Source organism: Marinicrinis lubricantis, assembly GCF_042658665.1.
Taxonomy (GTDB): domain Bacteria; phylum Bacillota; class Bacilli; order Paenibacillales; family KCTC-33676; genus Marinicrinis; species Marinicrinis lubricantis.
Map to the genome: position 1 here is coordinate 1 of NZ_JBHSQV010000145.1, position 21,634 is coordinate 21,634.

The window sequence follows — 21,634 nt, forward strand, 5'->3', positions numbered from 1 at the left end:
GAAGTATCTCGACATGACCGAGTACATGGAATGGCGCAAGGATCGGCCAAAATCCGATGCCAAAGTGACTCGCATTATGTAGCCCCATCTAGCTGAGGGAATTTACACACGAATTTGGACTTGATCATGTCAATCGGATGATAACCATGTTTTTTATAAAACAATAACCCTTTCGTATTCGGATCACCTGGCTGCAGCGATCGATAAGAATACATAACATCCTCATCTGATGCGGATTTACGTCTTGAATACAAATATTGGTCTAAAATGGATAATCATGCTATAATCCAACTATATATATTCTAAGGTGGTGTAATGAATGAGGCTGGTGAGAAACTTTGCTCTCGTCTTCCTGAACTTAGTAAATGAGCTGTGGAATGGCTTTTCATTTCAACGACCCAGCTTTTATGACAAATACACAGAGACTAAAACCAAAATCGGTTATGCAATCTTCATCCTGCTTCTGCTCGTGACAACGGTAGGAGCTGTAACATGGTTGTATTTACGAATTTATAAATAGACCTCACGATTTATACCGGTGCCTGCTCTTTCAATTGTCTTCTAATCTCTTCAGCCAATTTTTCTTCCGGCGGCTGCCAGCCTTCTGGTTTGACGATTTTGCCCTGCTCATTAAAGTGGGGTTCCCCGTCCGGCCACAGCTTACTCATATTCGCTTCATTGACGATTTCAAACAATTTTTCCGGCCGAACACCCATCTCGACAAAAGTGCCCATAGCGAAATAAATTAAGTCAATGAGTGCATCCGCTTGGTCCTCTATCGTTTCGGCTCTGGTAAACTCGCAGAGTTCCTCCAGCATCCAGGACGTTCTTGCCAGCATTCTTCCTCCGTTTCCTTCTATCGATGAAACCTTCATTTCTTTCACGAATTGTTCCAACGACTGAAGCATCGACTCGTCTTTCTCCGATATGGTTCCTCGGTCAAGCAGCTGTGGGCGCTCTGCATAAGGCGAGCGAAACACGCGGTGGAATTGTTTAACCATTTCGTATTGCTGATTCACACTACATCATCCTTCTTCGTTTCGATTTCGTTGATGTTTCCCATTATATCATGCTTGCAGCCATCGAAACCAACAGCCATGTCCGTTCTTTTAAGAGGTGCAAATGATGGATACATAAAGAAAAACACATTACAATTCACTGCCGAATTATAATGTGTTTTGTACTGTCATCTTTTATATTCGGGTCTGTCATGTACTCATGAACTAATTCATAACATTTTTCTTTGGTGGATTCGTATAGAGAGATGTAATAAGCAACATTTTCAAAAGTCCCGCCTTTAAACTCCTCAGCAGCTTTTATCGCCTTTTCTTCTTTTTCTTCAATCCACTTTAATTGCTTTGTTCGTAAATTTTCCATGGTTTCTGATGACAATTTTTCTTTTAGCAGGGCATAAATCTCATTTAAAGCTTTGTCATACGTTTCGTAGGAAATTCCGTAGTAGCTCTTCATCGCACCTGTTACACCTTGATCGGAATCTTTCTTTTCTGGCAAAGCATCAAGCTCTTTTTGGATTTGATCTAATTTATCTAAAAACTCTCTTTTTCTACCCTCTATTTTTGTTATGTTGTCTTCCAGGATATTTTCATTTTTCATCGTATCATTTATGGGTTCTGTCGGACTACTATCCGTAGTTGAATCATTCAATGGAGAAGAATCATTCGTATTTTCTGATTTGTTATCACGTTCTTCAGCCTGTAGATTCATGGAACTAGTATCATCAGAAGCATTGCTGCAGGCAGACATTGTGACAAATAAACCAGCTAAAAGGATTGTCGCGATAAGCGTATTACTTTTCTTCATGGTTACAGCTCCAAGTTCTTTTTATTCATTATTTTAACATAATGGACGTCCCCGCAAAAAGAAGCGCACAGCCGACTGCCGTTACGCTTCTTCAGTAACTATGCTACGCTAAATTCCACTCCTCATGAATCTTTGGCACATCCGAGATCAACTGCTTCGTGTAAAGGTGCCTCGGACTTATGATAATCTCTTCCGCCGGTCCGCTTTCCACGATTTTACCTTTCTCCATAATGTACAATGTATCACTAACATAATAGGCAAGGCCAACATCGTGTGTAATGAAGATGATCGTCATTTGGTTCTCATCTCTCAGCTTAAGCAGCATATCCAGAATCGTCGAACGCGAGCAGGCGTCGATCATCGAGGTTGGCTCGTCGGCAATTAAGATCTTCGGATGGAGCATAAAGATCCGTGCGATCATCAGCCGCTGCATCTGTCCGCCGGACAGCTCGAAAGGATATTTGTTGTACAGCTCCTCAAACTTCAAATTAACGAACGAACATGCTTCCTTCATTTTCTCGAATTGCTCCTTCTTCGAGAGCTTGAGCCCCTGCAGCTTAATGCAGTCTTTCAGCAGCTTCTCTACCTTGTGGAAAATATTGAAGGATGAGAAAGGGTCCTGAAATATCGCCTGAATATCTTTCCAGTAAGCTTTCCGCTGCGCGTAAGTCTTGAGCTGCCTCGGTTTTCCAAGATATTCAATATTTCCGCTCGTCTCCTTGAGCAGGCCCATCATCATTTTTGCCAATGTTGTTTTACCGCTCCCGCTCTCCCCCACAATCGAGATGATTTCTCCGCGATGAAAAGCAAAATCCACCTCAGACACTGCGATCGTTTTCTTTTTTCCATGTCCGAAAACCTTCGTTACATTCGTTCCCTTGAGAAGCACTTCACGTTTGTTCACGTGCATACAACTCCTTCAACGTGTCGGGCTCAATCATGCAACGGTAAATCCTTTCCCCGACGATTTTGTTCTCTACCTTCCCCTGCCTGCAAGGGTCCGCTGCATACTCGCATCGATCAGCAAATCGACAGCCCGGCGGAACGTTCTTCAAATTCGGCGGTGCGCCAGGGATCGCAGCGAGCTTATGCGCCTTCATTCCTTCCTCAGGTACGATGATCGAGCCCATCAACTTCTTCGTATAGGGATGGATCGGATCGAAAATCATTTGATGCGCCGTCCCTCGTTCAACGATTTCGCCGGCATACATGACCATAATGTCATCCGTCACATGATACAGCAGTGGCAGCTCATGAGTGATGAACACCAGCGACTGAATAAATTCCTTCTTGAGCAGTTCTTTAAGCAGCTTGATAACCGCCTTCTGGGAAGTCACATCCAGTGCAGAGGTCGGTTCATCGGCGATGAGTACCTTCGGATTTAAGATCGTTGAAATCGCGATCACCGTTCTCTGCTTCATTCCCCCGGACAGCTCATTCGGATACGAGTTTAAAACGTTCGGCGATAAATTCAGCGTTTCAAACCTCTCCGCCGCCATCTGCCATACCTGCTTCTTGCTCAGTTCCGGCCTGTGCTCCTTCATCATGTCTTCAATGAAATGAATGATTTTCAGGGTCGGATTCAGCGCATTCATCGCCGCCTGCGGAATATATGAAATTTCTCTGCCGAGAATCTTCTTGCGGAGCTGCTCCTTGCTCAGCTTCATCACATCGATGCCATTCACAACGATCGAGCCGCTGTGATAAAACAATGGCGGAAAATAAAAGCCCATTAAGCTTAGTGCCAGCGTCGACTTCCCGCAGCCCGATTCACCGGCGATGCCGAGTGTTTTCCCTTTCTCCAATACGAAGTCTACGCCATCCACCGCATATACATTTTCTTTTAGACGAGTCCGATAATACGTCTTCAGTCCTTTAACTTCTAAAATATATTCGCCCATAGCTAGCTCCTTATCTTCGGATTGAATATTTCATCCATCCCGGTATTGATTAAATACAAGGAGAACGTGATAATCGCAATCGCGAATGCCGCAGGGATGAAAGCCCACCAAGCCCCGGCGACAGGTGCTTCAAAGACGAGCGCCCAGTTCATGATGATGCCGAGCGAAATGGTATTGTACGGACCTAGGCCCAGCATGGAGATGGATGCTTCCGATAAAATACCTGAGGCTACCTGAAGAATGAATGCCATAACCACATAGGATGCGATATAGGGAAGAATTTCGAAGATGAGTATTCTGGGTGTGCTGTGGCCGGATATTTTTGCGATATGAACGTGATCGCGGTTTCTTAGCGAGGTGGTCTGCGCTCTAACCGCTCTGGCCGTCCACGGCCAGCTCGTGAGTCCAATGATCATCGCCACGACCATCGAGCTGCGGGAATTAATGCTTACGGAAATGAGAATTAATATGATGAAGGATGGAATCACGATGAACATATTCGTAATTGCGGTTAAAATGTTATCAACGAGTCCGCCGATATATCCAGAAGCCAAACCGATAATCAGTCCTATGGCGGTGGCGACAATACCAGCAATAAGTCCAACTTCAATCGAGGTTCGAATGCCGTACACCAGCTCTAGAAATAAATCACGGCCGAAATTGTCCGAGCCGAGCCATAAGTCACCGCTTGGCGGCTGGAAGGCTAAGGCAATCATTTCTAAGGGATCATTCTTGTTGATCCAAGGATAAATATAAACGAACAACAGCATCAGCAGGAAGGTGCTTGCGCCAATGACAAACTTGGGAGACTTCAGCAAAATTCGCGCGTTATGGTTCATATCACTGATCCTCCATTTGCGAGGCCTTTATTCTAGGGTCTACGATGCCGTAGATCATTTCAATCGTAAAGTTAGCGAGCAGTACGCAAATCGCAATCAGCAGCGTGCAGCCTGAGATCAGTGGATAATCCAGCTGCCTTATGGCTGAGAACAACGTCGTTCCGATGCCGGGGTAGCTAAATACGATTTCACAGATCAGTGAACCACCGACCATCGTACCGATCGATAAAGCTAAACCGGTAATTTGCGGCAGCATTGCATTCTTGAACACATACCTGGCCACCTTCGAATCTCGAATGCCGAGAAGCTTGCTGTACAGCACGTAATCGGAATTGAGTTCATAGATCGACATTTCTCTCATCCCGATGGCCTGCCCTCCGATGGTGACCAGCACGATCGATAAGAACGGCAGCGTATGATGCCGAAGTACAGACCCGATAAACTCCAGATTGAACTGTGGAATCATCTGGAAGTCGTATCCTCCATGGGCCGGGAACCAATTCAGCGTGATCGCGAACAAGTAGAGCATCATGATCGCCAACGTGAAGAACGGTATGGAGTTGATAAACAGTGCTACAGGAAAAATCGCTTTATCGAAAACACCTTTTCGGTACGCCGCCAAAGCGCCTAGTGCATTGCCCAGAATCCATCCGACGAGGATTGCGGGAAGCTGCAGCCCTAGTGTCCAAGGTACGGCAGATGCAAGTATATCGGTCACCTTTTTCGGATATAAGCCGAAGGAGGTTCCCAAGTCTCCCATGAACAGATTCTTCACATAAATGAAAAACTGAGCAATCATGGGCTTGTCGACGCCAAACTCTTCCATAAAATTCTCATATACCTTCTTAATCGAATCACTGTCTGTCATCCCCGCAGAAACTTGCGAAGCCACTATGCTGACGGGGTTGCCTTCGATGAGTCTTGGAAGAAGAAAATTGAGAATGACAGCAATCACTAACGTGAGGAAATACCAAAAAAATTTTTTCACGAAATAACGTGCATATGGACTCAAGACACATCACACCTCCGAATCGCTGCGGTTAAATTAGGGCCTATTATTGGTCAACTGCCAATATAGGCCCATCATCATGCAATTCTTTCCTCAGACGTTAGTTGTGAATTTGATACAGCGCTTTGATGCCCGCACCGTCCATCGCGATTTGCGGTGGAGTATTGCTTCCATCCCCTTCCACCGGAAATCCTTTCCATACTGATTCGTTAACGGTATAGAACACCCATGGACGATACATCAGCGGAATGGATGGAATGTCCGTGAGCCATATTTTCGTGAGTTCCGTGTAAAGCGTTTTCAATTGTGCTTCGTCTGTAACGGTTGGAATTTGATCGATAATTTCGTCAGCTCTGTCATTCTGATAACGTCCCCAGTTCCAGAATGCCATTTCCCCGAGAGGAGCTACACCTTTGGAGTACATAATGGTTCTCGCGCGGTTCCAAGGCTGGCTTGGGCTGACATTACCGGCAGGTGTATTCATGATAATGTCGAACTTACCAGTCTGAAGATCATTGGTCCATACCGGGGCTTCCGGGAACTTCGTACGAATCTCAATACCGATCGCCTTCGCGTTCTGAGCGACAATTTCCAGTGCGGCGTTCCAGTCAGACCAGCCATATGGCGCTTCAATATCGTAAGGACCGAGTCTTACCCCGTTCAATACACGAATGCCGTCGCCGCCTTTCTCTGCTCCAATGTCATCGAGCAGCTGATTAGCCGCCTCCACATCGGTCGTCCACTGTAATGATTTGATTTCATCCTCTTCAATATATTTCATTTCTGCCGGAGTATTTAGGGTGAGCGAAGGCTTCAATGTATCCGAATAGCCGCTCATGGCGAGCTCTGATATTTTGTCATAATCAATAGCCATGGCGATCGCTCTGCGAACATCTGCGTTGTCGAGTCCCGGCTCTGACATGTTAAAGAAGATCGAAGGCATCGAACCGGCCAAGTAATACGGCTCCTCCTCTAAATACGTCTTTACAGGTGCGCCATCTTCCCACATCTTCCATACTTGCGGAATAAATTGCTGGGAAACGTCGACTTCTCCATTTTTGAAAGCAAGGTCGCCAGCTGCATTATCCTTGTAGATTACATGAGTAATGTACTTGGGTGCCGGCAGTCCGCCAAATAAAGATTGTCCCCAATAGTTATCATCGCGAATAAGTGTAATTTTTTGATCATTATAGTAATACATTTTATAAGGTCCGGTCCCTACAGGATCTGGATTGACCTCCTTGCGGATTTCGGCCAAGTCGCCACTATGCTTTTGCTCGATCGCTTCCCAAATATGCTTTGGCAGCATTGGAATCAATTCAATGCTTTCAAGAACGGTCAGCTTGTTGGGGTTATCCGGGTTCAGAAGGATGTTCACGGCGTGCGGGCCGTCAGCAGTCACATCTGAGATATAATCCCAATAGCTGGTCCAGTTGATTTCATACTTATCGGCGAGCTTATACGTGTATACGACGTCATCCGAAGTGAACGGGGTGCCGTCATTCCATTTGGCATCCGGATTTAATTCGATATGGAGCGTTAAATCGTCGGACCAGGAATACTCGGTACCCAGCAAGGGTTCCAAATTGCCGTCCAGCATATTGATCATGAACAGCGTTTCATAAATCAGTTCACGAGAATTGCCGTAATTGATGGGAAAAGCCGGGTTGCCGCTTATCAAGTTGAAATTCGTGGGCGGTCCCCATTGAATTCCGTTAACATATAGCGTTTCATTGCGTGACGTCGCTTCTGCTGTAGGCTGATCGCCGCCCGGATCTGTAGAGTCAGGCGAGTTCTGATTTGTGCCTGTATTCCCATTTTCCGGCGGATTTGAAGTATTGTTATTGTTGTTGCTGCATGCGGCCAACAACGAAAAAGCCAGTACGAATGCACAGATCATGATGGTTACTGTTTTGAACCTCATAGTGATCCCTCCGTCATAGTCAAAGATAATGACAGCGCTTACGTAATTTTGTGTTTTTTATATGACATGTCTTAAATTTAAAAGAACGGCCCCCTTTCACCCTCGATCAGACGATCTGTAAAGATGGTCCTAATTATCTCTATGTCGGATTCACGAGAATGTTGACTCCCTTTTTAACCAAATTCAAGAAAATATAAGCTGTTAATATTCTCCCTTTTGATGTTCTACTGGGATGCCTGTCTCCATAAACATGTACAAGTATTGGATTAAAGGAGAAGTGAGGTGCCCCGTTCATCGATGAACACTTTTTTGAGCTATATTATCCTCGGGTTGTCTCTATCTGCTCCGATCGGGCCTGTGAACGCAGCTCAGCTGGACAAGGGAATGAAATTTGGCTTTGTTCACGCATGGCTGGTCTGATTGGGGGCAATGGTCGCCGATGCGGTATTTATGCTGCTCATCTACTTCGGTTCCGCCCATTTCTTAAGCACGCCGTTTATGAAAACATTTCTATGGCTTTTCGGCTGCTTTGTACTCATGTATTCCGGACTAGAGAGCATCATTAGTGCGAAGCAGCTTAAGCATGCCGCTGGCTATCGAAGCATGCAGGAATCGAAGCTAAAATCTTTCACCTCCGGATTTTTCATGACGCTCTCCAATCCGCTCAGCATATTATTCTGGCTGGGCATTTACGGCTCGATTTTGGCGAAAACCGCTGAACAATACGGAGCATGGGATCTTCTCCTTTACAGCTCGGGTATATTTGTCGGTTTAATGCTGTGGGATTTGACGATGGCTGGCGTCGCCACCGTATTCCAAAAATACATACGTGACGGGGTCCTGGTCTTCATTTCCAGGGTCGCGGGGCTTTCCTTAATCGGCTTTGGTATTTATTTTGGCTGCCAAGCCGGAAAGCTTCTATTTTTAAATAGGTTTGTTAGGACGTTCCCCTTTCCACCGTTTTCGGAGGATGAAGGTAATAATACCGATCACGAGCACGAGTATTAAACTGGCGAAGAAACCGGGGCGGCTTGTTCGATCGAATACGGTTCCTGAAGCGGCTGCAAGCACCAACACAATCGCAGCAAACGACTTCACATGTCCCCATACGCTCATTTTCAACAGTTTTCGAGATGAAAACACGATGAAAAGCCATGTATAAAGCAGCATTAAACCTCCCGCGGTCGTGATGTACTCATACACCTTTTTGGGCAGAAGCAATGCGATAAGAATACTCACGATCATGCCGCTTACCGTTAGAACGAGTGATGCGATCGGCAGTCCTCGCTTCGTTTTTCTCGTTAAAATGTGTGGAGCATCGCCGTCTACTGCTATTTTGTGCATGATTTGGGTCACGGAGAAGAGAGAGGCGACAAGACTGGAAAAGCCGGCAATAATCAATACCCCGTTAAAAATATGTACAATCAGCATGAAATCAATATCTTTCAAAGACGTCACAAATGGACTTTCGTTAGGATTAAACCGTTTCAAAGGCGCCAACAGCATGGCAAGAGAGATCGAGGCAATATAGAGCAAAGTGATGGTAATAATCATGGCTTTGCCTGATTTTGGAGCGTCTTTCGGATTTTTCAAATGGGTGGCCATGAGACCCATCACCTCAATGCCTGAGAACGCAAAAAAGACGTACAGAAATGCGGTCCACATTCCCATCGGGCCTTGTGTGAACCACTCCCCTGCCCCACTCGGTGTATGCATATGGTCGTGCGTCTTGCTTAAGACTCCGGTCATGACCAAAATTGATAGCCCAATGAACATAACGATCGCCGTAATTTTAAGGACTGCAAATATATTCTCAGCCTTCTCGAACACTTTCGTGCCAAGGAAAACGACGACCACACCTAGGACTGCGTACCCTGCAGAAAAAATCCATAATGGCACCTGGTCAAACCAAAAACGAGTAAACAATCCGATGGCCATCAACTGACTGCCGAGAATCAGCATCTCAGACAGCCAATACATCCATCCGTGATTAAATCCTGCCCAATGGCCAAATGCATTTTTGGAATAAGCTTTGAAGCTGCCTTGTTCTGCATGCTGCGCAATCATACGTGCCAATGCGTCATAGACGAAATACGTTCCCGCAGCAGCAAGGATAAACAGCAGCAATACGGAAAAGCCCGTTTTCTCCACAGCGATGCTGACTCCTAGAAAAAAGCCAGTTCCTGTTGTAAAGCCGAGTCCGAGGAGTGCTAAACCCAGCCATGACAGCGTCCCCCCGGCTTGGATGCGCCTTTCGTCCTGTCCACTTTACAAGCACCTCTCTCGCCCATTATTAATCCGGTTTAGGTTTTCAAAATTCGCACCAAAATATGTATTAGAAAAAGCTCTTGTACGTTATCAAAAACGAACAAGAGCTTTTTAAAGACGACTAACTGTAATGCTAATACACTGCTAACACGGTGGCATCGGCGAATACAAAAAAGCAGTATCCCAGGGCAGGATACTGCATCATTTCAATGAGTTAAATTATGCTCATGAGCTAGCTGGAAACAGGTTGCGATACCATTCTGCTGCTGCATCCACTTCCGTTCTCGTAAGCTGATGGCCATGCGATTCCCAATGGACAGTGACGGAAGCACCAGCACTTTTAAGAAGGTTCTCCAATTCACTCATCTCTTCCGGGGAGCAGATCGGATCATTGCCTCCCGCTCCTATGAACACAGGGATTTGACTTAGATCCGGCAATTTTAATCCTCTCCGAGGAACCATCGGATGATGGAGTACTGCTCCATGCAGTGAATCCTTATAGTGAAAAAGCAGGCTTCCAGCGATATTCGCACCGTTCGAATAACCAACGGCTACGATCCGATTCCGTGCGAATCCATACTGTTCCGAGGCTTGATCGAGAAATTCGTGAAGCTCCTTCGTACGCAGCAGAAGATCTTCTTCATCGAACACCCCTTCGGCAAGGCGTCTAAAGAATCGGGGCATCCCGTTTTCCAGCACGCTGCCGCGTACACTTAATACGGATGCCGACGGATCGATCATAGGTGCAATGGGAAGGAGATCATTCTCTGTTCCGCCTGTTCCATGGAGCAGCAGCAATGTTCGCTCATTTTCATTAGAGCCTTTTTGAAAAATGTGCTTCATTCCATATCCTCCTTTAACACACGAACCTCAATGGGAGACAAGCCTTTCTCAATCAGAGCGCGATGCGGTTCGAACCACTCGGGCAGCTTTAGCTCCTGACCGAGTGCATCAAAAGGTTCATCCAATTCGAAGCCTGGAGGATCGGTGGCAATTTCGAATAAAATGCCACCTCCTTCACGGAAATAAATCGCATTGAAGTACTGCCGATCCACGATCGGGGTAGGACTCAATCCATGGGCTCGGACATTTTCCCGCCATCTCTGATGGTCTTCATGATCTTTCGCACGCCATGCAATATGATGGACTGTTCCCGTCCCTCCGCTGCCGGATGGCACAGGGTTTGCAGCGAGATCAATGATGTTCCCCAGGTCACCAGCACTGCGGAATCGAATCACACCGTCTTCTTCCCCTTGCCGCTCCAATCCGAGTACATCCTCCAGGACGCGTATGGTCTTCTCCGGCGCTATGCTGTACAGCAGGGCACCTCCGAAACCTTTAATTGCCATGTCTGCCGGTACACCGCCGAAGGACCATTTGCTGAGTACGCCTTCTTCCCGAGCCACGATTTCTAGCTGCAGCCCATCCGTATCCTCGAAGCGAAGGAACGTCTCGCCGAACCGATGATGATGCTGGAACGGAACGTTCAATTTCGTTAACCGATTCTCCCAGAAGCTAAGCGCTCCGGATGGAACGAGGAAGGTGGTATAACCGACTTGTCCGCCCCCGACTCTTCCTTTCCGGCCATGCTGCCACGGAAAAAAGGTGATAGCCGTGCCTGGACTTCCGATTTCATTGCCAAAATAGAGATGGTATACTTCCGGCTCATCGAAGTTAATCGTTTTTTTAACGAGTCTCAGTCCGAGTACACCAGCGTAAAAATCAACATTGTCCTGTGCATTTCTCACGAATGCGGTAATATGGTGGATTCCAGCGGTTTGATGTTTCATCGAATAGCCTTCTTTCATTATGATTTTTATCGTGGTTCAATTAAAATGAATCAAATGTGACAAACTCTCCCACCGGCTTGCGATAGCCGCGAAGTCTTTGACTCGATACATCTTCTTTTCCTAACGTAATGAGCAGGGCCGGAACATATCGATCGGGAATGTTCAATACCTCACATATTTGCTCGGGATCGAATCCAATCATCGGGCAGGTGTCCCACCCCTTATGTTTAGCGGCCAGCATGAACAGCATAGCGGAAAGCGAGGCGTTGCGGACGGCTTCCTCGTGTTTAAAATTCTCGCCTCTTTCTTCGTAAAAGGCGATGGTCGATGCAACGGCATGGTCATATTCTTGTTGATTCATGATCCCAAGATTTAATTGGCCCTCATTAATCCATGCGGCATCCATATGAGCATCTTTGTGGCCGAGTACAATGATTGCAGCCGATGCCGACAGCACTTTATACTGCTTGTTCGCAGCTTCATATATTTTCTGCTTCATGCCTGCGTCTCTTACAACGATGTAATGCGCATGCTGCAGGTTATATGCGGAAGGTGCAAATTTGACGAGCTCAAAAATATCATTCAGTTCGTGATCCGCAATTTCTATTCCTGTCATGAATTTATTCGCTGATCTCCGTTCTTTAATCACTTGAGTAAAATCATTCATACGTCCACTCCCTCTCTATCCTTCCCTTTGCAGTTGATCCATAGAACTCATTTTTAAGTTAAATATCTTAAATTAAAGATAATATAGTTTTCTATTTTTTTCAACCCCAAAATGATCATTCATTTTTCACTTGATGCTTTCTCCATAAAAAAGGATCACATAGGATCCATCTTCAAATTCGGTATGCTGCATATCCTTTATTTTGAAGCTCACCAATGTTGTGCTAAAAATGCAGCATCTTCCCCAATTCCGCCTATTAGTGCCGATGCTCTAGACCTCATCCAAGGCATCCCTAAATAAAACAAACCTTGAACCAGGCTCATCCCTTGATGATGAATAGGTCGTCCACTTTTGTCTAACGCGCCAGAAATTTCAATGATACGATAATCAGCTGCAAATCCCGTAGCCAAAATAAGATTGCCCACACGAATGCTCGTCCCGTCCGAAAAATGCGCCCCGCTTGAATCCAATAAAATGGTTCTTGGCTTTAATTTAATTTGACCGCTCTTTATGAGTTGCTTTGGCGTGTATCCGAAGATAGGATCTCCTCGCTTTTGCAGCTTCAAACCGAGCATACTTTGAGGAGAAGCCTTTAACACCCCCGTCTTATGGAACCACCAAAAAATACTTTTACCCAGCAACTCTAAAGGCATATACCTTAGTGGATGTCCAGCTGATAAGTACACATCCCTGCCCTTCGCAAGCTCTGCTGCAATTTGTACGCCGGAATTGCCTGCTCCCACCACTAGAACCGGACCTTCGATTAAATTTGAAGCATTTCGGTATTGAAGAATGAAGCTGCTTCATTTGTTCGGGAACTACCTTCGCAAATTCTGGTATAAATGGCTTATGGAACGCTCCCGTGGCGACAATCACTTGGGAAGCCGTATATTCTTCTCCCTGTGCCGTCTGTATAAAAAATTCTTCGTCAACCTTTGTGAGAGATGTTACGGTTGTCTTGAATTGGATCGGTAATTGAAAAAATTCAGCATAGTTCTGAAAATACTGAGCCATCTCGTCTTTACATGGATACCCACCCGGGTCCCCCAGCAAAGACAGTCCGGGTAAGGAGCTGTACCATCTTGGTGTAAAGAGCTGTAATGTGTCATATCGGTTCCTCCAGCTGTCTCCCGCTTGCTCAGCTTGATCTATAATTAAAAAATGCCTATTCTTTTTCTTCAAATGATAGCCAGCTGCTAGTCCTGCCTGTCCAGCGCCTATAACAATTGCATCATATCTGTGCTTCATCCTCTTCCTCCTATACCCTCAATTCATGATGACGAATCGCGCTGTTCTCCACCTGAATCGTTACATGGTGAATAGCAAATTGATTCTCAAGAAGTTGAATGGCTTGCTGCAGGATTTGCTGGCTGTCGGCATGATCCTCGATTAATAGGTGACAGCTGAGCGAATGAAATCCGGAAGTGATCGTCCAAATATGAAGATCGTGAACATCGATTACTTGGTCAAGCTGCTGAAGCAGGCCTTTCACTTCTTCGCTTTCTATGGAGGCAGGAGTTCCCTCCATCAAAATATGGATCGTATGCCGAATCACACTCCAGGCGCCTTTAAGAATCAGAACTGCAACAATAATGCTGATGATGGGATCGGCAATGTACCATCCGAAGAGCCACATGACGAACCCTGCGGCAATCGCTCCAACCGAACCCAAGGCATCCCCGATGATATGCAGGTACGCACTCCGAAGATTGAGGTTATGATTCACATCACCTTTGCGCATCAAAGACCAAGCGCTCAGCACATTCGCAAGCAATCCAATGCATGCGATCCAAATCATCGTGCCGCTTGCAACTTCGGGTGGCTGCTGAAATCTCTCATAAGCTTCCCAGGCTATGAAACCGGCAACGATGAACAGTGTCACCCCGTTCAATAGGGCAGCTAATATTTCAAACCGATAATAACCAAACGTTTTTTGCGGTGATGCTGGCCTGGCGGCATACCAGAAAGCGATTAAACTGAGTGCGAGAGAACTCGCATCGCTCAGCATATGACCGCTGTCGGAAAGCAAGGCGAGACTGTTCGTGAACAGCCCTCCGAAAAATTCGAGCAGCATAATGCCAAGGGTAATCGATAGTGCAATCAACAAACCCTTTTTATTGCCTTCGACATCAACATGATGATGATGTCCTGCGTGATGCGAGTGACCATGATGGTCATGTCCGTGAACATGTGAATGGTGTTCGTGACCCATAGGTACCCCTCCTACCGATGCTCTGAATGATGGATAGCTTGGTTGAGAAGCGAGATGACGTGATTGTCGTCGCATGAATACAGCATCGCTGTGCCTTGTCTTCGAAATTTAACCAATCTCAGCGTACGCAGAAAGCTCAACTGATGTGAAACCGCAGATTGTGACAGCTCCAGCACTTCCGCCATATGATTAACCGAGCATTCTTCCTGGGAAAGTAAATACAGGATACGTATTCTCGTCGGATCGGATAAAGCCTTAAACATCTGCGACACTTCTTCAACCGTTTCAATGGATAAAAATGCATGCTCTTTCGCGTCCATCGATGTCACCTCCGTATAATATATGAGCATATGTTCATATAGGTATTATTTATCATTCACTTCTGGAAGTCAAGAGGAAAACAAAAAACAGGCTAAAGCTTAGCTTTAGCCTGTTTGATATGTAACAAGTAGGTGCAGAATCGTTGTTCATTCGATGTCATTACCTAACGGATGTGTTCATCATGGACGGAATTTCTGCAATGAGCGCTACTCTGCCATCGCCAAGTATCGTCGCACCAGCGATATAATCTACTTTTCCGATATAGGAGCCTAGATTTTTAATGACGATCTCTTGGTTTCCAATCAGTGCGTCGACAGCCAGTGCCATTCGTTTCTCCGCTGATCCGACGATGACGAGAGGTATTTCCTTGGTTTGTTCTTCACTCTTCGGCAGTTGAAAAAGCGTATGCATCCATACAACTGGAATGACTTGGTTTCGCAGAAGTACAACTTCTTGACCTCGCACATGCTGCAACTCGTCAGGCTTGACACGGATTATTTCGATGATATTGCTCATCGGAATGATATATGTTTGCTCCTGCAGCTTCACCAGCAGTCCAACGATGATTGCAAGGGTCAATGGAAGCTTGATTTTAAAGCGTGTCCCCCGGCCAAGTTTTGTATCAATATCGATAATCCCGTTCAGCTTCTCGATATGGCTTTTAACGATATCCATACCGACACCTCGTCCAGACACATCACTGACCTTGCTGGCGGTCGAAAACCCTGGACGAAAAATGAGCTCAATCGCCTCTCGATCGCTCATTTGCTCGGCTTCTTCAAAGGTAATGACGCCTTTTTTCATTGCGGACTGCTTCATCTTATCCGGATCAATCCCTGCCCCGTCATCCTCTACATAAATAACTACCTGATTATCTTTATGGGCCGCTTTAATTTGAAGGGTACCTTTTCGGCTCTTCTCCATCTGCTCCCTGACCTCTGGCCGTTCAACCCCATGATCGACCGCATTTCGTATCAGATGAATCAGTGGATCTGCGATCTCTTCGATTAAAGTCCGGTCGAGCTCCGTATCTTTTCCTTCAATCACCAATTCGATTTCTTTGTCTAGATTGTGCGATAAGTCGCGAATCATGCGAGGAAATCGATTAAACAGCTGTTCGATGGGGAGCATTCTCGTCTTCATGACACTATCCTGCAGATCGCTGATGGTTCGGGATAAATGATCTGAAATTTGGCCGAGCTCCTCAACGGTATCATCCGAAAAACGGCGGCTTTGGATGCGTTCAACTTGATGAATACGCGTCTGATCAATCACGAGCTCTCCCACTAAATTCATCAGATGCTCCAACCGCTCTACACTTACCCGAATCGTCTGTGATTTCATTTTGTTCATCGGTTGCTTCGAATCTTTCTCTGCTGACGGCTTCATATGCTGGGTATTCGCAGCTGTTGCAGCCGATGATGCAAATTCTTCATCTGCCAATGCTTCTATGCTCACCTTTGACACTTCAGTAAATTGCGATATGATCGTATGCAGTTCTTCCTCAAGCTGAGAGCCCGCAAATAGAAATGTGAGTTGAAGCGCATCCATACATTGCTCGTCGATATCTTCAAAATCAGGAAAAGCCAGCAGCACTTCACCAAGTTCGCTTAACTGCGACCCAATTAAATAGGCTCTTGCTCCCTTAATGATGCAATCGGCAGAAAGAGTAGGGAACAGCCAATACACTTGTTTTCCTTGTCTTCTTACTTCTTGAATCTTCAGCTTCATGTCAAGATTTAATGGAGGCTTTTCCAACGGAAGCCTAGATTGGCCGGATGCATCATCCTGATCCGCTCCCGCTAATTCACTGAACAATTGGAGTTCTCGTATACAATCGGTGATATCGGTTACTGCGTGCTGATTGCTTTCGATATCCAGCTTTAATTGTTTGAGGACATCTAATGACTTGAACAAAAGATCGATCAGCGGATCGGAAATCGTAATGGCCTTGCTGCGGACTTGATCCAATAAATGCTCCATCTCATGTGTTAATTGCTTCATATCCTCGAAACCCATCGCAGCGGAAGACCCCTTCAAGGTATGAGCCGCTCGAAATAAGCTTTGGATAATCTGCTCTGAATTCCCATTCTGCTCTAGCTTTAAAATTTCATCATCCATCAGCTGCAGCTGTTCCTCAAGCTCCTCAAGAAACACTTCTTTATATTCTGATAACATGGGAGCCTCACTCCTTCTCGTGAAGCAGAACTTCATCCAGCTTCAAAATACCGACCAAACGATCATTCGTTAAGCCGATTCCTGTGAAAAAGTTCCCTTCAACTCCTCCCACCCGCTCCGGCGGCGGTTGAATGTCTCCGAAGGTCGTTACTTTACTGACTAGATCTACAATGATGCCGACAGCTTCCTCTTGATGATGGACGACCACGATGCGTGTCGCCTTCGTATAATCTACTTCTGGAAAACGGAACAATTTTCGCAAGCTAATAACGGGTACAATCTTCCCTCGTAAATTAATGACCCCTTTTACATAAGGAAAAACATTAGGGATATGGGTAATTTCCTGCATTTTAATGATTTCAAACACATCTTGAATTGGAATACTGTAATGTTCGTTCGCAATGCCGAATTCAATATATTGCTCCTGCTGAGAGACTTGCATACACACTCGCTCCTTAAAAAAGTATTCTTTGTTTAAACTTCCTTTTACGATTTCCTCATCTGTTGAAAACCCGTTGCTAGAAAATACCCTGAGCGAATTCAATTCATAAAGACTATATTGAACTACATATAAATCGATTGAACCACGCATACGAGCATATAGTCTTCATTGAATCAGCTAAAGAGATGCTAAAATGCCATCAAGTATGTAAGTTATTTCAAATATCGACAAAAGTATAAGTATAATGCAAGAAACTTCCCGCTCACCTTCATACATTAGACCTATAAATAGGATATTTATCCATTATACATTGACACCATTCGACAGTAAATGATATTTTCTTCGCCTGCTTATCGCTCGCATCAAGTTTGTTATGGTCCCCTGCTCCTGCGCAGCGAAAAAAGAACAGACACATAAAGCGCCTGTTCTTCGAAACTTAAGTCTATTAGGATTCCATGGATCTTCTGAGTAACCAATAAGATAGAAGCATATATAGGGCTGTCAGCGGGAACAGCCATACCGTTACATCTTTGAGGCTAAGATCAACGATCCAGTTAAAAATCTCATCCCACCATTCAAAATAAAGGAATAGATAGCTTACTATGCTGGACATAAGGAGAAAGACGATCGTTAGTGTAAATATCCCTTTTCTTCCAAATCTTTTATGAAGACTGGCGATTGTGAAACTAGTGAAGAACGCATTCAGCAGCAGTATGAAGAAGAAGAGAGGAAGGCCGACCCAACCGAGATCCTCCAGGAAAGGGAGATAAAAGTAGCTCATGTTCGTTCCCCATCCTTCAGTCAGCTCTTCTATCCAAGACAACAGAGATAATAGAGCAGCCGAAAGGGCGCTAAAAGCGCTTATGGTTGCCACGGTACCGAGAAAATAATCTGTTCTCCTTACACACATACCGATCGCAAATGGGAAGGTCTGCGTCACAATAATGCCGCCCGCAATCAGCATAAAAACAAAGATCGAGGACAACCCACCAGTGACAAAGCCTTCAGGATCGTTAATAATATGGCCAACTAACAGATTGATAAGAAAACTGGACATTAAAACAAACAGCCATGGAATAAGGAACCAAGTCCAACGATCCTTTAAATGAATTTTCATCACGGATAATATCGGATTCATGAGGAAACACCTCCTTTGTTTCGTTTATACTGTGTAAGCTGAACTACAAATTGCTGCAGGGATAGAGGCTCGATTTGAATGCCTACCGTTTCCGCTTTTTGACGTTCTTCTTTGGACAATCCGTCGGAAATGGTCAGGGAAGCCATTCCCCCCAGGGTTTCCCGATCAATAACTTCTTTACCTGAAGCAAAAGCTTCCACAACTGCTTTGTCCCCTATGATCTTAAACGCTTTGCCTCGTAATTTCTCAGCGTCCTCATCCCATAAGATTTCTCCTTGCTCGATTAAGATCACGTGCTCTAATATTTTACTCACTTCGTCGATCAAATGCGTGGAAAGCACGATCGTCCGAGGATACTCAGAGTAATCTTCAATCAGCCGATCATAAAATACACTGCGGGCTACAGCATCCAATCCGAGATATGGCTCATCAAATATCGTAAGCGGCGCTCGGCTCGCTAATCCGATAACAATCCCGACAGATGACGTCATCCCTCTCGATAATGCTTTCACGCGCCTTTTCAGCGGAAGCTGAAACTCCTCGATGAGAGAATAAGCGTATTCCTTATCCCAATTCGGGAAGATCGATTCCGAAATGTCCAATACATCCTTGACCTTAAATACATCCGGATATTTTTGACTTTCCTTGATGAAGCAGATTTGACTGAGTACGCGTCTATTTTCATAAGGCTTTTCCCCAAATACTTTTAGTTCTCCTTGGGTTGGCAGCAATTGGCCGCAAAGCATTTTCATCAAAGTCGTTTTGCCTGCACCGTTTCTCCCCAAAAATCCATAGATCTTGTTCGCCCCAATCGCGCAATTTATGTGCTTTAATACGGATACATCCCTATATGATTTTTCCAGCCCGCGAATTTCAACGATATCTTCCATCAGCGACCCGCTCCTCTCCGAATCATCTCCATTAATTGGTCCACCGTAATGCCAAGCTTATCTGCTTCTTGCATCATCGTAATCACATACTGCTCGAAAAATTGCTCCTTCCGCTTTTCCATTAACATCTGCCTTGCACCTTCCGCCACAAACATCCCAATCCCCCGCTTTTTGTACAAGATACCTTGATCAACCAACAAATTCACTCCTTTTGCCGCTGTCGCGGGATTGATTTGATAAAAGGATGCGAACTGATTCGTTGAAGGTACCTGCGATTCCTCGGGCAGCCTTCCTTCGATGATGTCATCTTCAATCCGTTCAGCTATCTGTAAAAAAATTGGTCGGCTGTCATCCATAGATAACCCCAATACCTTCACCGCCTAACTAGTTCATTACTTATGTAACTAACCATATAACATAGAACACTTTCTGTCAACACGGGAAATGCCAAAAAATGAAAAAACAACGCTGATGTCTCTCGATGCACAACGTCCAAAGCTCAAAAGGCAAATAAAAAAACGGCATTCGCCGTTTATCTCACAATGGGACCACCGCTCATGACTCGGTGAAGCCATTTTTTTCATACAATCGAATGGCACGGGCGTTCGTATCCGCCACCGCTAAAAATTAAAAACACGGAATGGCAGATGATCAAACACATAATTAAGCAGTGCACTAGCAACTCCGATCCCACGAGAGGCAGGGTCAGTTGCTATAGCTTCGATGCAGCAAGTACTTTTCATCAAATACTACGGCGTATAAAATTCCTGCGCCAGACCATCTGAAGGACGTCCATAACTCTTTTCCTAATCTGGTTCTTTTCTTCCCAACATCTCGGCGAGCATCATGGACTTATACAGCCGCAAAATCGTAGGTTTTCACATGGATGAGCGGATGACGAAGGAACTTGTCCTAAAGGCGCTGGATCGTGCATGCAACCAGAAACGACCGCGTGGTGAAGTGATACATCACTCCGATCGTGGCAGTCAGTATGCTTCTCACGACTACCAAGTCCGTTTGAAACAATACAAGATGAAGGGTACCATGGGTTGCAAAGGAAATTGCTACGATAACGCATGCATCTAATCGTTCCACAGCATACTCACAAAAGAGCTCGTTTACCTGGAGAAGTTCAAAACCCGAGAACAAGCTCGAAAGTGTATTTTCGAATATATTACATGCTTCTACAATGGAAAAAGGATCCATTCATCCATAGGGTACTACACGCCCAATCAATACGAACGTATGCTGCATAACATTCTCGGTTTTATGTGTCTACTCTATTGACAGAGATATAGTGCAAATGCCACAGTGGTTCCCGGTGTAACTATTGGTGATAGAGCTATTATTGCCGCTGGTGCAGTTGTGACAAAGGATGTTCCTCCCAATGTTATCGTAGGAGGTGTACCTGCGAAAATGTTAAAGAAAATTGAATCCAGTCAGAAATAATTCTAGAAGAATTTAGTCATCTGATATCTTTGTTGAGAATTTCAACGCAACTATATTTTCTAGAAAGGATGGAAGAGTATGAAAAAATACTTTCAATTTTATATTCTATTCCCTATTTCGAAAGGTCTCACAATAAACATTTTTATCATTATAAAATTCATTATTGCTAATCCAACCTCTCGCCATCAAATTTTTCCTTCAGTTGATGATACACCGAATCTTCTTCAGTGTAAGCAAACCCAATTTTCGACTCTCCATCCTTTTCGTATGTAAATATGAGATCCACCCTATCTCTATTCACTCGAGTCATGACTAACTTTCCGTCTAATTTGCTCACTTCATGATGATAATCTATCATTTGAACTACTTGAGGTTGATCATTTTCACTTAATTCAATGACAGGATCTGCTCCAGGTTCAAAATGATGCTGCATATCCTCATGAACATATTGTTCAACAAACCATTCTCTCTTCTTTATTTCTCCTTCAGTTATATATTCGTTAATATACTTTAACGCTAAATATTCCTCTATCAAAGGGGTTCCCTCGCTGCGAGGAATTTGAACGTTGTTTAATGGAGTATCATGATCTGTCATTTCATTAGTCTTTGAACACCCTACTGCCACTGTCGTTACGAGAAACATAGAGACGACGAATACAATTAGGGCTTGCTGAACGAAACATTAGAGAGCAAATTGTCTGTAGGCGGTACGTTTCAGCAGCATGTTGAGAATGAGGACAAAAAGAAGCCGCAAGCGGCGTTCCAGGTTCATCACGAGGAACTGC

At 44.9% G+C, this 21,634-nt stretch carries 20 protein-coding genes and 4 pseudogenes; 3 read left to right on the forward strand and 21 right to left on the reverse strand.

The genetic code is table 11. The features are described from left to right. Positions 1-530: 530 nt before the first annotated feature. The 7 genes from ACFPXP_RS11075 to ACFPXP_RS11105 all read right to left on the reverse strand — a co-directional run bounded on the left by ACFPXP_RS11075 (position 531) and on the right by ACFPXP_RS11105 (position 7,494). On the reverse strand, positions 531-1,001 hold the full coding sequence (locus ACFPXP_RS11075; protein WP_379894285.1) for a pyrophosphohydrolase domain-containing protein: 471 nt from the start codon (positions 999-1,001) through the stop codon (positions 531-533). Positions 1,002-1,155: 154 nt separating this feature from the next. Further along, positions 1,156-1,821, reverse strand: coding sequence for a lysozyme inhibitor LprI family protein (locus tag ACFPXP_RS11080; RefSeq protein ID WP_379894267.1), 666 nt, complete (start codon positions 1,819-1,821; stop codon positions 1,156-1,158). Positions 1,822-1,924: 103 nt separating this feature from the next. Next, positions 1,925-2,725, reverse strand: a complete 801-nt coding sequence (locus ACFPXP_RS11085) for an ABC transporter ATP-binding protein (protein WP_379894268.1) — start codon at positions 2,723-2,725, stop codon at positions 1,925-1,927. After that, positions 2,712-3,722 (reverse strand): ABC transporter ATP-binding protein, encoded by a 1,011-nt coding sequence (locus tag ACFPXP_RS11090; RefSeq protein ID WP_379894269.1) that lies wholly within the window; start codon positions 3,720-3,722, stop codon positions 2,712-2,714. Before ACFPXP_RS11090 ends, ACFPXP_RS11085 begins: the two co-directional genes overlap by 14 nt. Positions 3,723-3,724: 2 nt before the next feature. Then, on the reverse strand, positions 3,725-4,561 hold the full coding sequence (locus ACFPXP_RS11095; RefSeq protein WP_379894270.1) for an ABC transporter permease: 837 nt from the start codon (positions 4,559-4,561) through the stop codon (positions 3,725-3,727). Position 4,562: 1 nt separating this feature from the next. Beyond that, positions 4,563-5,573: an ABC transporter permease gene (locus tag ACFPXP_RS11100; RefSeq protein ID WP_379894271.1), complete on the reverse strand. Its 1,011-nt coding sequence runs from the start codon at positions 5,571-5,573 to the stop codon at positions 4,563-4,565. Between the two features lie 97 nt (positions 5,574-5,670). Beyond that, on the reverse strand, positions 5,671-7,494 hold the full coding sequence (locus tag ACFPXP_RS11105) for an ABC transporter substrate-binding protein (protein ID WP_379894272.1): 1,824 nt from the start codon (positions 7,492-7,494) through the stop codon (positions 5,671-5,673). 297 nt (positions 7,495-7,791) lie between these two features. On the opposite strand from ACFPXP_RS11105, the pseudogene ACFPXP_RS11110 reads away from it, so the two are divergent. Continuing rightward, positions 7,792-8,415, forward strand: a pseudogene (locus ACFPXP_RS11110) (LysE family transporter); the annotation flags it as partial. A gap of 3 nt (positions 8,416-8,418) precedes the next feature. On the opposite strand, the gene ACFPXP_RS11115 reads toward ACFPXP_RS11110, so the two are convergent. The 13 genes and pseudogenes from ACFPXP_RS11115 to ACFPXP_RS11175 all read right to left on the reverse strand — a co-directional run bounded on the left by ACFPXP_RS11115 (position 8,419) and on the right by ACFPXP_RS11175 (position 20,143). Continuing rightward, positions 8,419-9,741, reverse strand: coding sequence for an amino acid permease (locus ACFPXP_RS11115; protein ID WP_379894286.1), 1,323 nt, complete (start codon positions 9,739-9,741; stop codon positions 8,419-8,421). 246 nt (positions 9,742-9,987) lie between these two features. Continuing rightward, entirely contained in the window at positions 9,988-10,605 is a 618-nt protein-coding gene (locus ACFPXP_RS11120; protein WP_379894273.1) for an alpha/beta hydrolase, read from the reverse strand. Then, positions 10,602-11,552, reverse strand: a complete 951-nt coding sequence (locus tag ACFPXP_RS11125; RefSeq protein ID WP_379894274.1) for a ring-cleaving dioxygenase — start codon at positions 11,550-11,552, stop codon at positions 10,602-10,604. Before ACFPXP_RS11125 ends, ACFPXP_RS11120 begins: the two co-directional genes overlap by 4 nt. 40 nt (positions 11,553-11,592) lie before the next feature. Continuing rightward, on the reverse strand, positions 11,593-12,219 hold the full coding sequence (locus tag ACFPXP_RS11130) for a nitroreductase family protein (protein WP_379894275.1): 627 nt from the start codon (positions 12,217-12,219) through the stop codon (positions 11,593-11,595). Positions 12,220-12,428: 209 nt separating this feature from the next. Next, positions 12,429-13,467 (reverse strand): annotated as a pseudogene (locus tag ACFPXP_RS11135) (flavin-containing monooxygenase). A 10-nt stretch (positions 13,468-13,477) separates the two neighbouring features. After that, the gene (locus ACFPXP_RS11140; protein ID WP_379894276.1) at positions 13,478-14,431 is read right to left on the reverse strand and encodes a cation diffusion facilitator family transporter; all 954 of its coding nucleotides are present in this window, start codon (positions 14,429-14,431) and stop codon (positions 13,478-13,480) included. 11 nt (positions 14,432-14,442) lie between these two features. Beyond that, positions 14,443-14,751 carry an ArsR/SmtB family transcription factor gene (locus tag ACFPXP_RS11145; protein ID WP_379894277.1) on the reverse strand — a complete coding sequence of 103 codons (309 nt, stop codon included), beginning with the start codon at positions 14,749-14,751 and terminating at the stop codon, positions 14,443-14,445. Positions 14,752-14,911: 160 nt separating this feature from the next. Further along, positions 14,912-16,930, reverse strand: coding sequence for a chemotaxis protein CheW (locus tag ACFPXP_RS11150; protein WP_379894278.1), 2,019 nt, complete (start codon positions 16,928-16,930; stop codon positions 14,912-14,914). Positions 16,931-16,937: 7 nt separating this feature from the next. Further along, entirely contained in the window at positions 16,938-17,372 is a 435-nt protein-coding gene (locus ACFPXP_RS11155; RefSeq protein WP_379894279.1) for a chemotaxis protein CheW, read from the reverse strand. Between the two features lie 445 nt (positions 17,373-17,817). Further along, positions 17,818-18,510, reverse strand: coding sequence for a hypothetical protein (locus tag ACFPXP_RS11160; protein ID WP_379894280.1), 693 nt, complete (start codon positions 18,508-18,510; stop codon positions 17,818-17,820). Beyond that, the gene (locus ACFPXP_RS11165) at positions 18,507-19,400 is read right to left on the reverse strand and encodes an ABC transporter ATP-binding protein (RefSeq protein WP_379894281.1); all 894 of its coding nucleotides are present in this window, start codon (positions 19,398-19,400) and stop codon (positions 18,507-18,509) included. The genes ACFPXP_RS11160 and ACFPXP_RS11165 overlap by 4 nt, the downstream gene beginning before the upstream one ends. Beyond that, positions 19,400-19,756, reverse strand: coding sequence for a GntR family transcriptional regulator (locus tag ACFPXP_RS11170; protein WP_379894287.1), 357 nt, complete (start codon positions 19,754-19,756; stop codon positions 19,400-19,402). Before ACFPXP_RS11170 ends, ACFPXP_RS11165 begins: the two co-directional genes overlap by 1 nt. Before the next feature lie 264 nt (positions 19,757-20,020). Continuing rightward, positions 20,021-20,143: a GNAT family N-acetyltransferase gene (locus ACFPXP_RS11175; protein ID WP_379894282.1), complete on the reverse strand. Its 123-nt coding sequence runs from the start codon at positions 20,141-20,143 to the stop codon at positions 20,021-20,023. Between the two features lie 94 nt (positions 20,144-20,237). Between ACFPXP_RS11175 and ACFPXP_RS22750 the strand changes: the two are divergent. Both ACFPXP_RS22750 and ACFPXP_RS11190 read left to right on the forward strand, forming a co-directional pair. Continuing rightward, a pseudogene (locus ACFPXP_RS22750) lies at positions 20,238-20,687 on the forward strand (IS3 family transposase); the annotation flags it as partial. Between the two features lie 15 nt (positions 20,688-20,702). After that, positions 20,703-20,849, forward strand: a pseudogene (locus ACFPXP_RS11190) (sugar O-acetyltransferase); the annotation flags it as partial. A 166-nt stretch (positions 20,850-21,015) separates the two neighbouring features. Here ACFPXP_RS11190 and ACFPXP_RS11195 read toward each other — a convergent pair. After that, a complete protein-coding gene (locus ACFPXP_RS11195) occupies positions 21,016-21,444 on the reverse strand; it encodes a hypothetical protein (RefSeq protein WP_379894284.1) in 429 nt (142 codons plus the stop codon). Positions 21,445-21,634 lie beyond the last annotated feature (190 nt).

Coding starts and splice junctions, on each gene's coding strand:
- ACFPXP_RS11075 (WP_379894285.1), bottom strand. CDS start 1,001: ATGGTTAAACAATTCCACCGCGTGTTTCGCTCGCCTTATGCAGAGCGC.
- ACFPXP_RS11080 (WP_379894267.1), bottom strand. CDS start 1,821: ATGAAGAAAAGTAATACGCTTATCGCGACAATCCTTTTAGCTGGTTTA.
- ACFPXP_RS11090 (WP_379894269.1), bottom strand. CDS start 3,722: ATGGGCGAATATATTTTAGAAGTTAAAGGACTGAAGACGTATTATCGG.
- ACFPXP_RS11095 (WP_379894270.1), bottom strand. CDS start 4,561: ATGAACCATAACGCGCGAATTTTGCTGAAGTCTCCCAAGTTTGTCATT.
- ACFPXP_RS11105 (WP_379894272.1), bottom strand. CDS start 7,494: ATGAGGTTCAAAACAGTAACCATCATGATCTGTGCATTCGTACTGGCT.
- ACFPXP_RS11120 (WP_379894273.1), bottom strand. CDS start 10,605: ATGAAGCACATTTTTCAAAAAGGCTCTAATGAAAATGAGCGAACATTG.
- ACFPXP_RS11125 (WP_379894274.1), bottom strand. CDS start 11,552: ATGAAACATCAAACCGCTGGAATCCACCATATTACCGCATTCGTGAGA.
- ACFPXP_RS11130 (WP_379894275.1), bottom strand. CDS start 12,219: ATGAATGATTTTACTCAAGTGATTAAAGAACGGAGATCAGCGAATAAA.
- ACFPXP_RS11140 (WP_379894276.1), bottom strand. CDS start 14,431: ATGGGTCACGAACACCATTCACATGTTCACGGACATGACCATCATGGT.
- ACFPXP_RS11145 (WP_379894277.1), bottom strand. CDS start 14,751: ATGGACGCGAAAGAGCATGCATTTTTATCCATTGAAACGGTTGAAGAA.
- ACFPXP_RS11150 (WP_379894278.1), bottom strand. CDS start 16,930: ATGTTATCAGAATATAAAGAAGTGTTTCTTGAGGAGCTTGAGGAACAG.
- ACFPXP_RS11155 (WP_379894279.1), bottom strand. CDS start 17,372: ATGCAAGTCTCTCAGCAGGAGCAATATATTGAATTCGGCATTGCGAAC.
- ACFPXP_RS11160 (WP_379894280.1), bottom strand. CDS start 18,510: ATGAATCCGATATTATCCGTGATGAAAATTCATTTAAAGGATCGTTGG.
- ACFPXP_RS11165 (WP_379894281.1), bottom strand. CDS start 19,400: ATGGAAGATATCGTTGAAATTCGCGGGCTGGAAAAATCATATAGGGAT.
- ACFPXP_RS11170 (WP_379894287.1), bottom strand. CDS start 19,756: ATGGATGACAGCCGACCAATTTTTTTACAGATAGCTGAACGGATTGAA.
- ACFPXP_RS11175 (WP_379894282.1), bottom strand. CDS start 20,143: ATGAAAAGTACTTGCTGCATCGAAGCTATAGCAACTGACCCTGCCTCT.
- ACFPXP_RS11195 (WP_379894284.1), bottom strand. CDS start 21,444: ATGACAGATCATGATACTCCATTAAACAACGTTCAAATTCCTCGCAGC.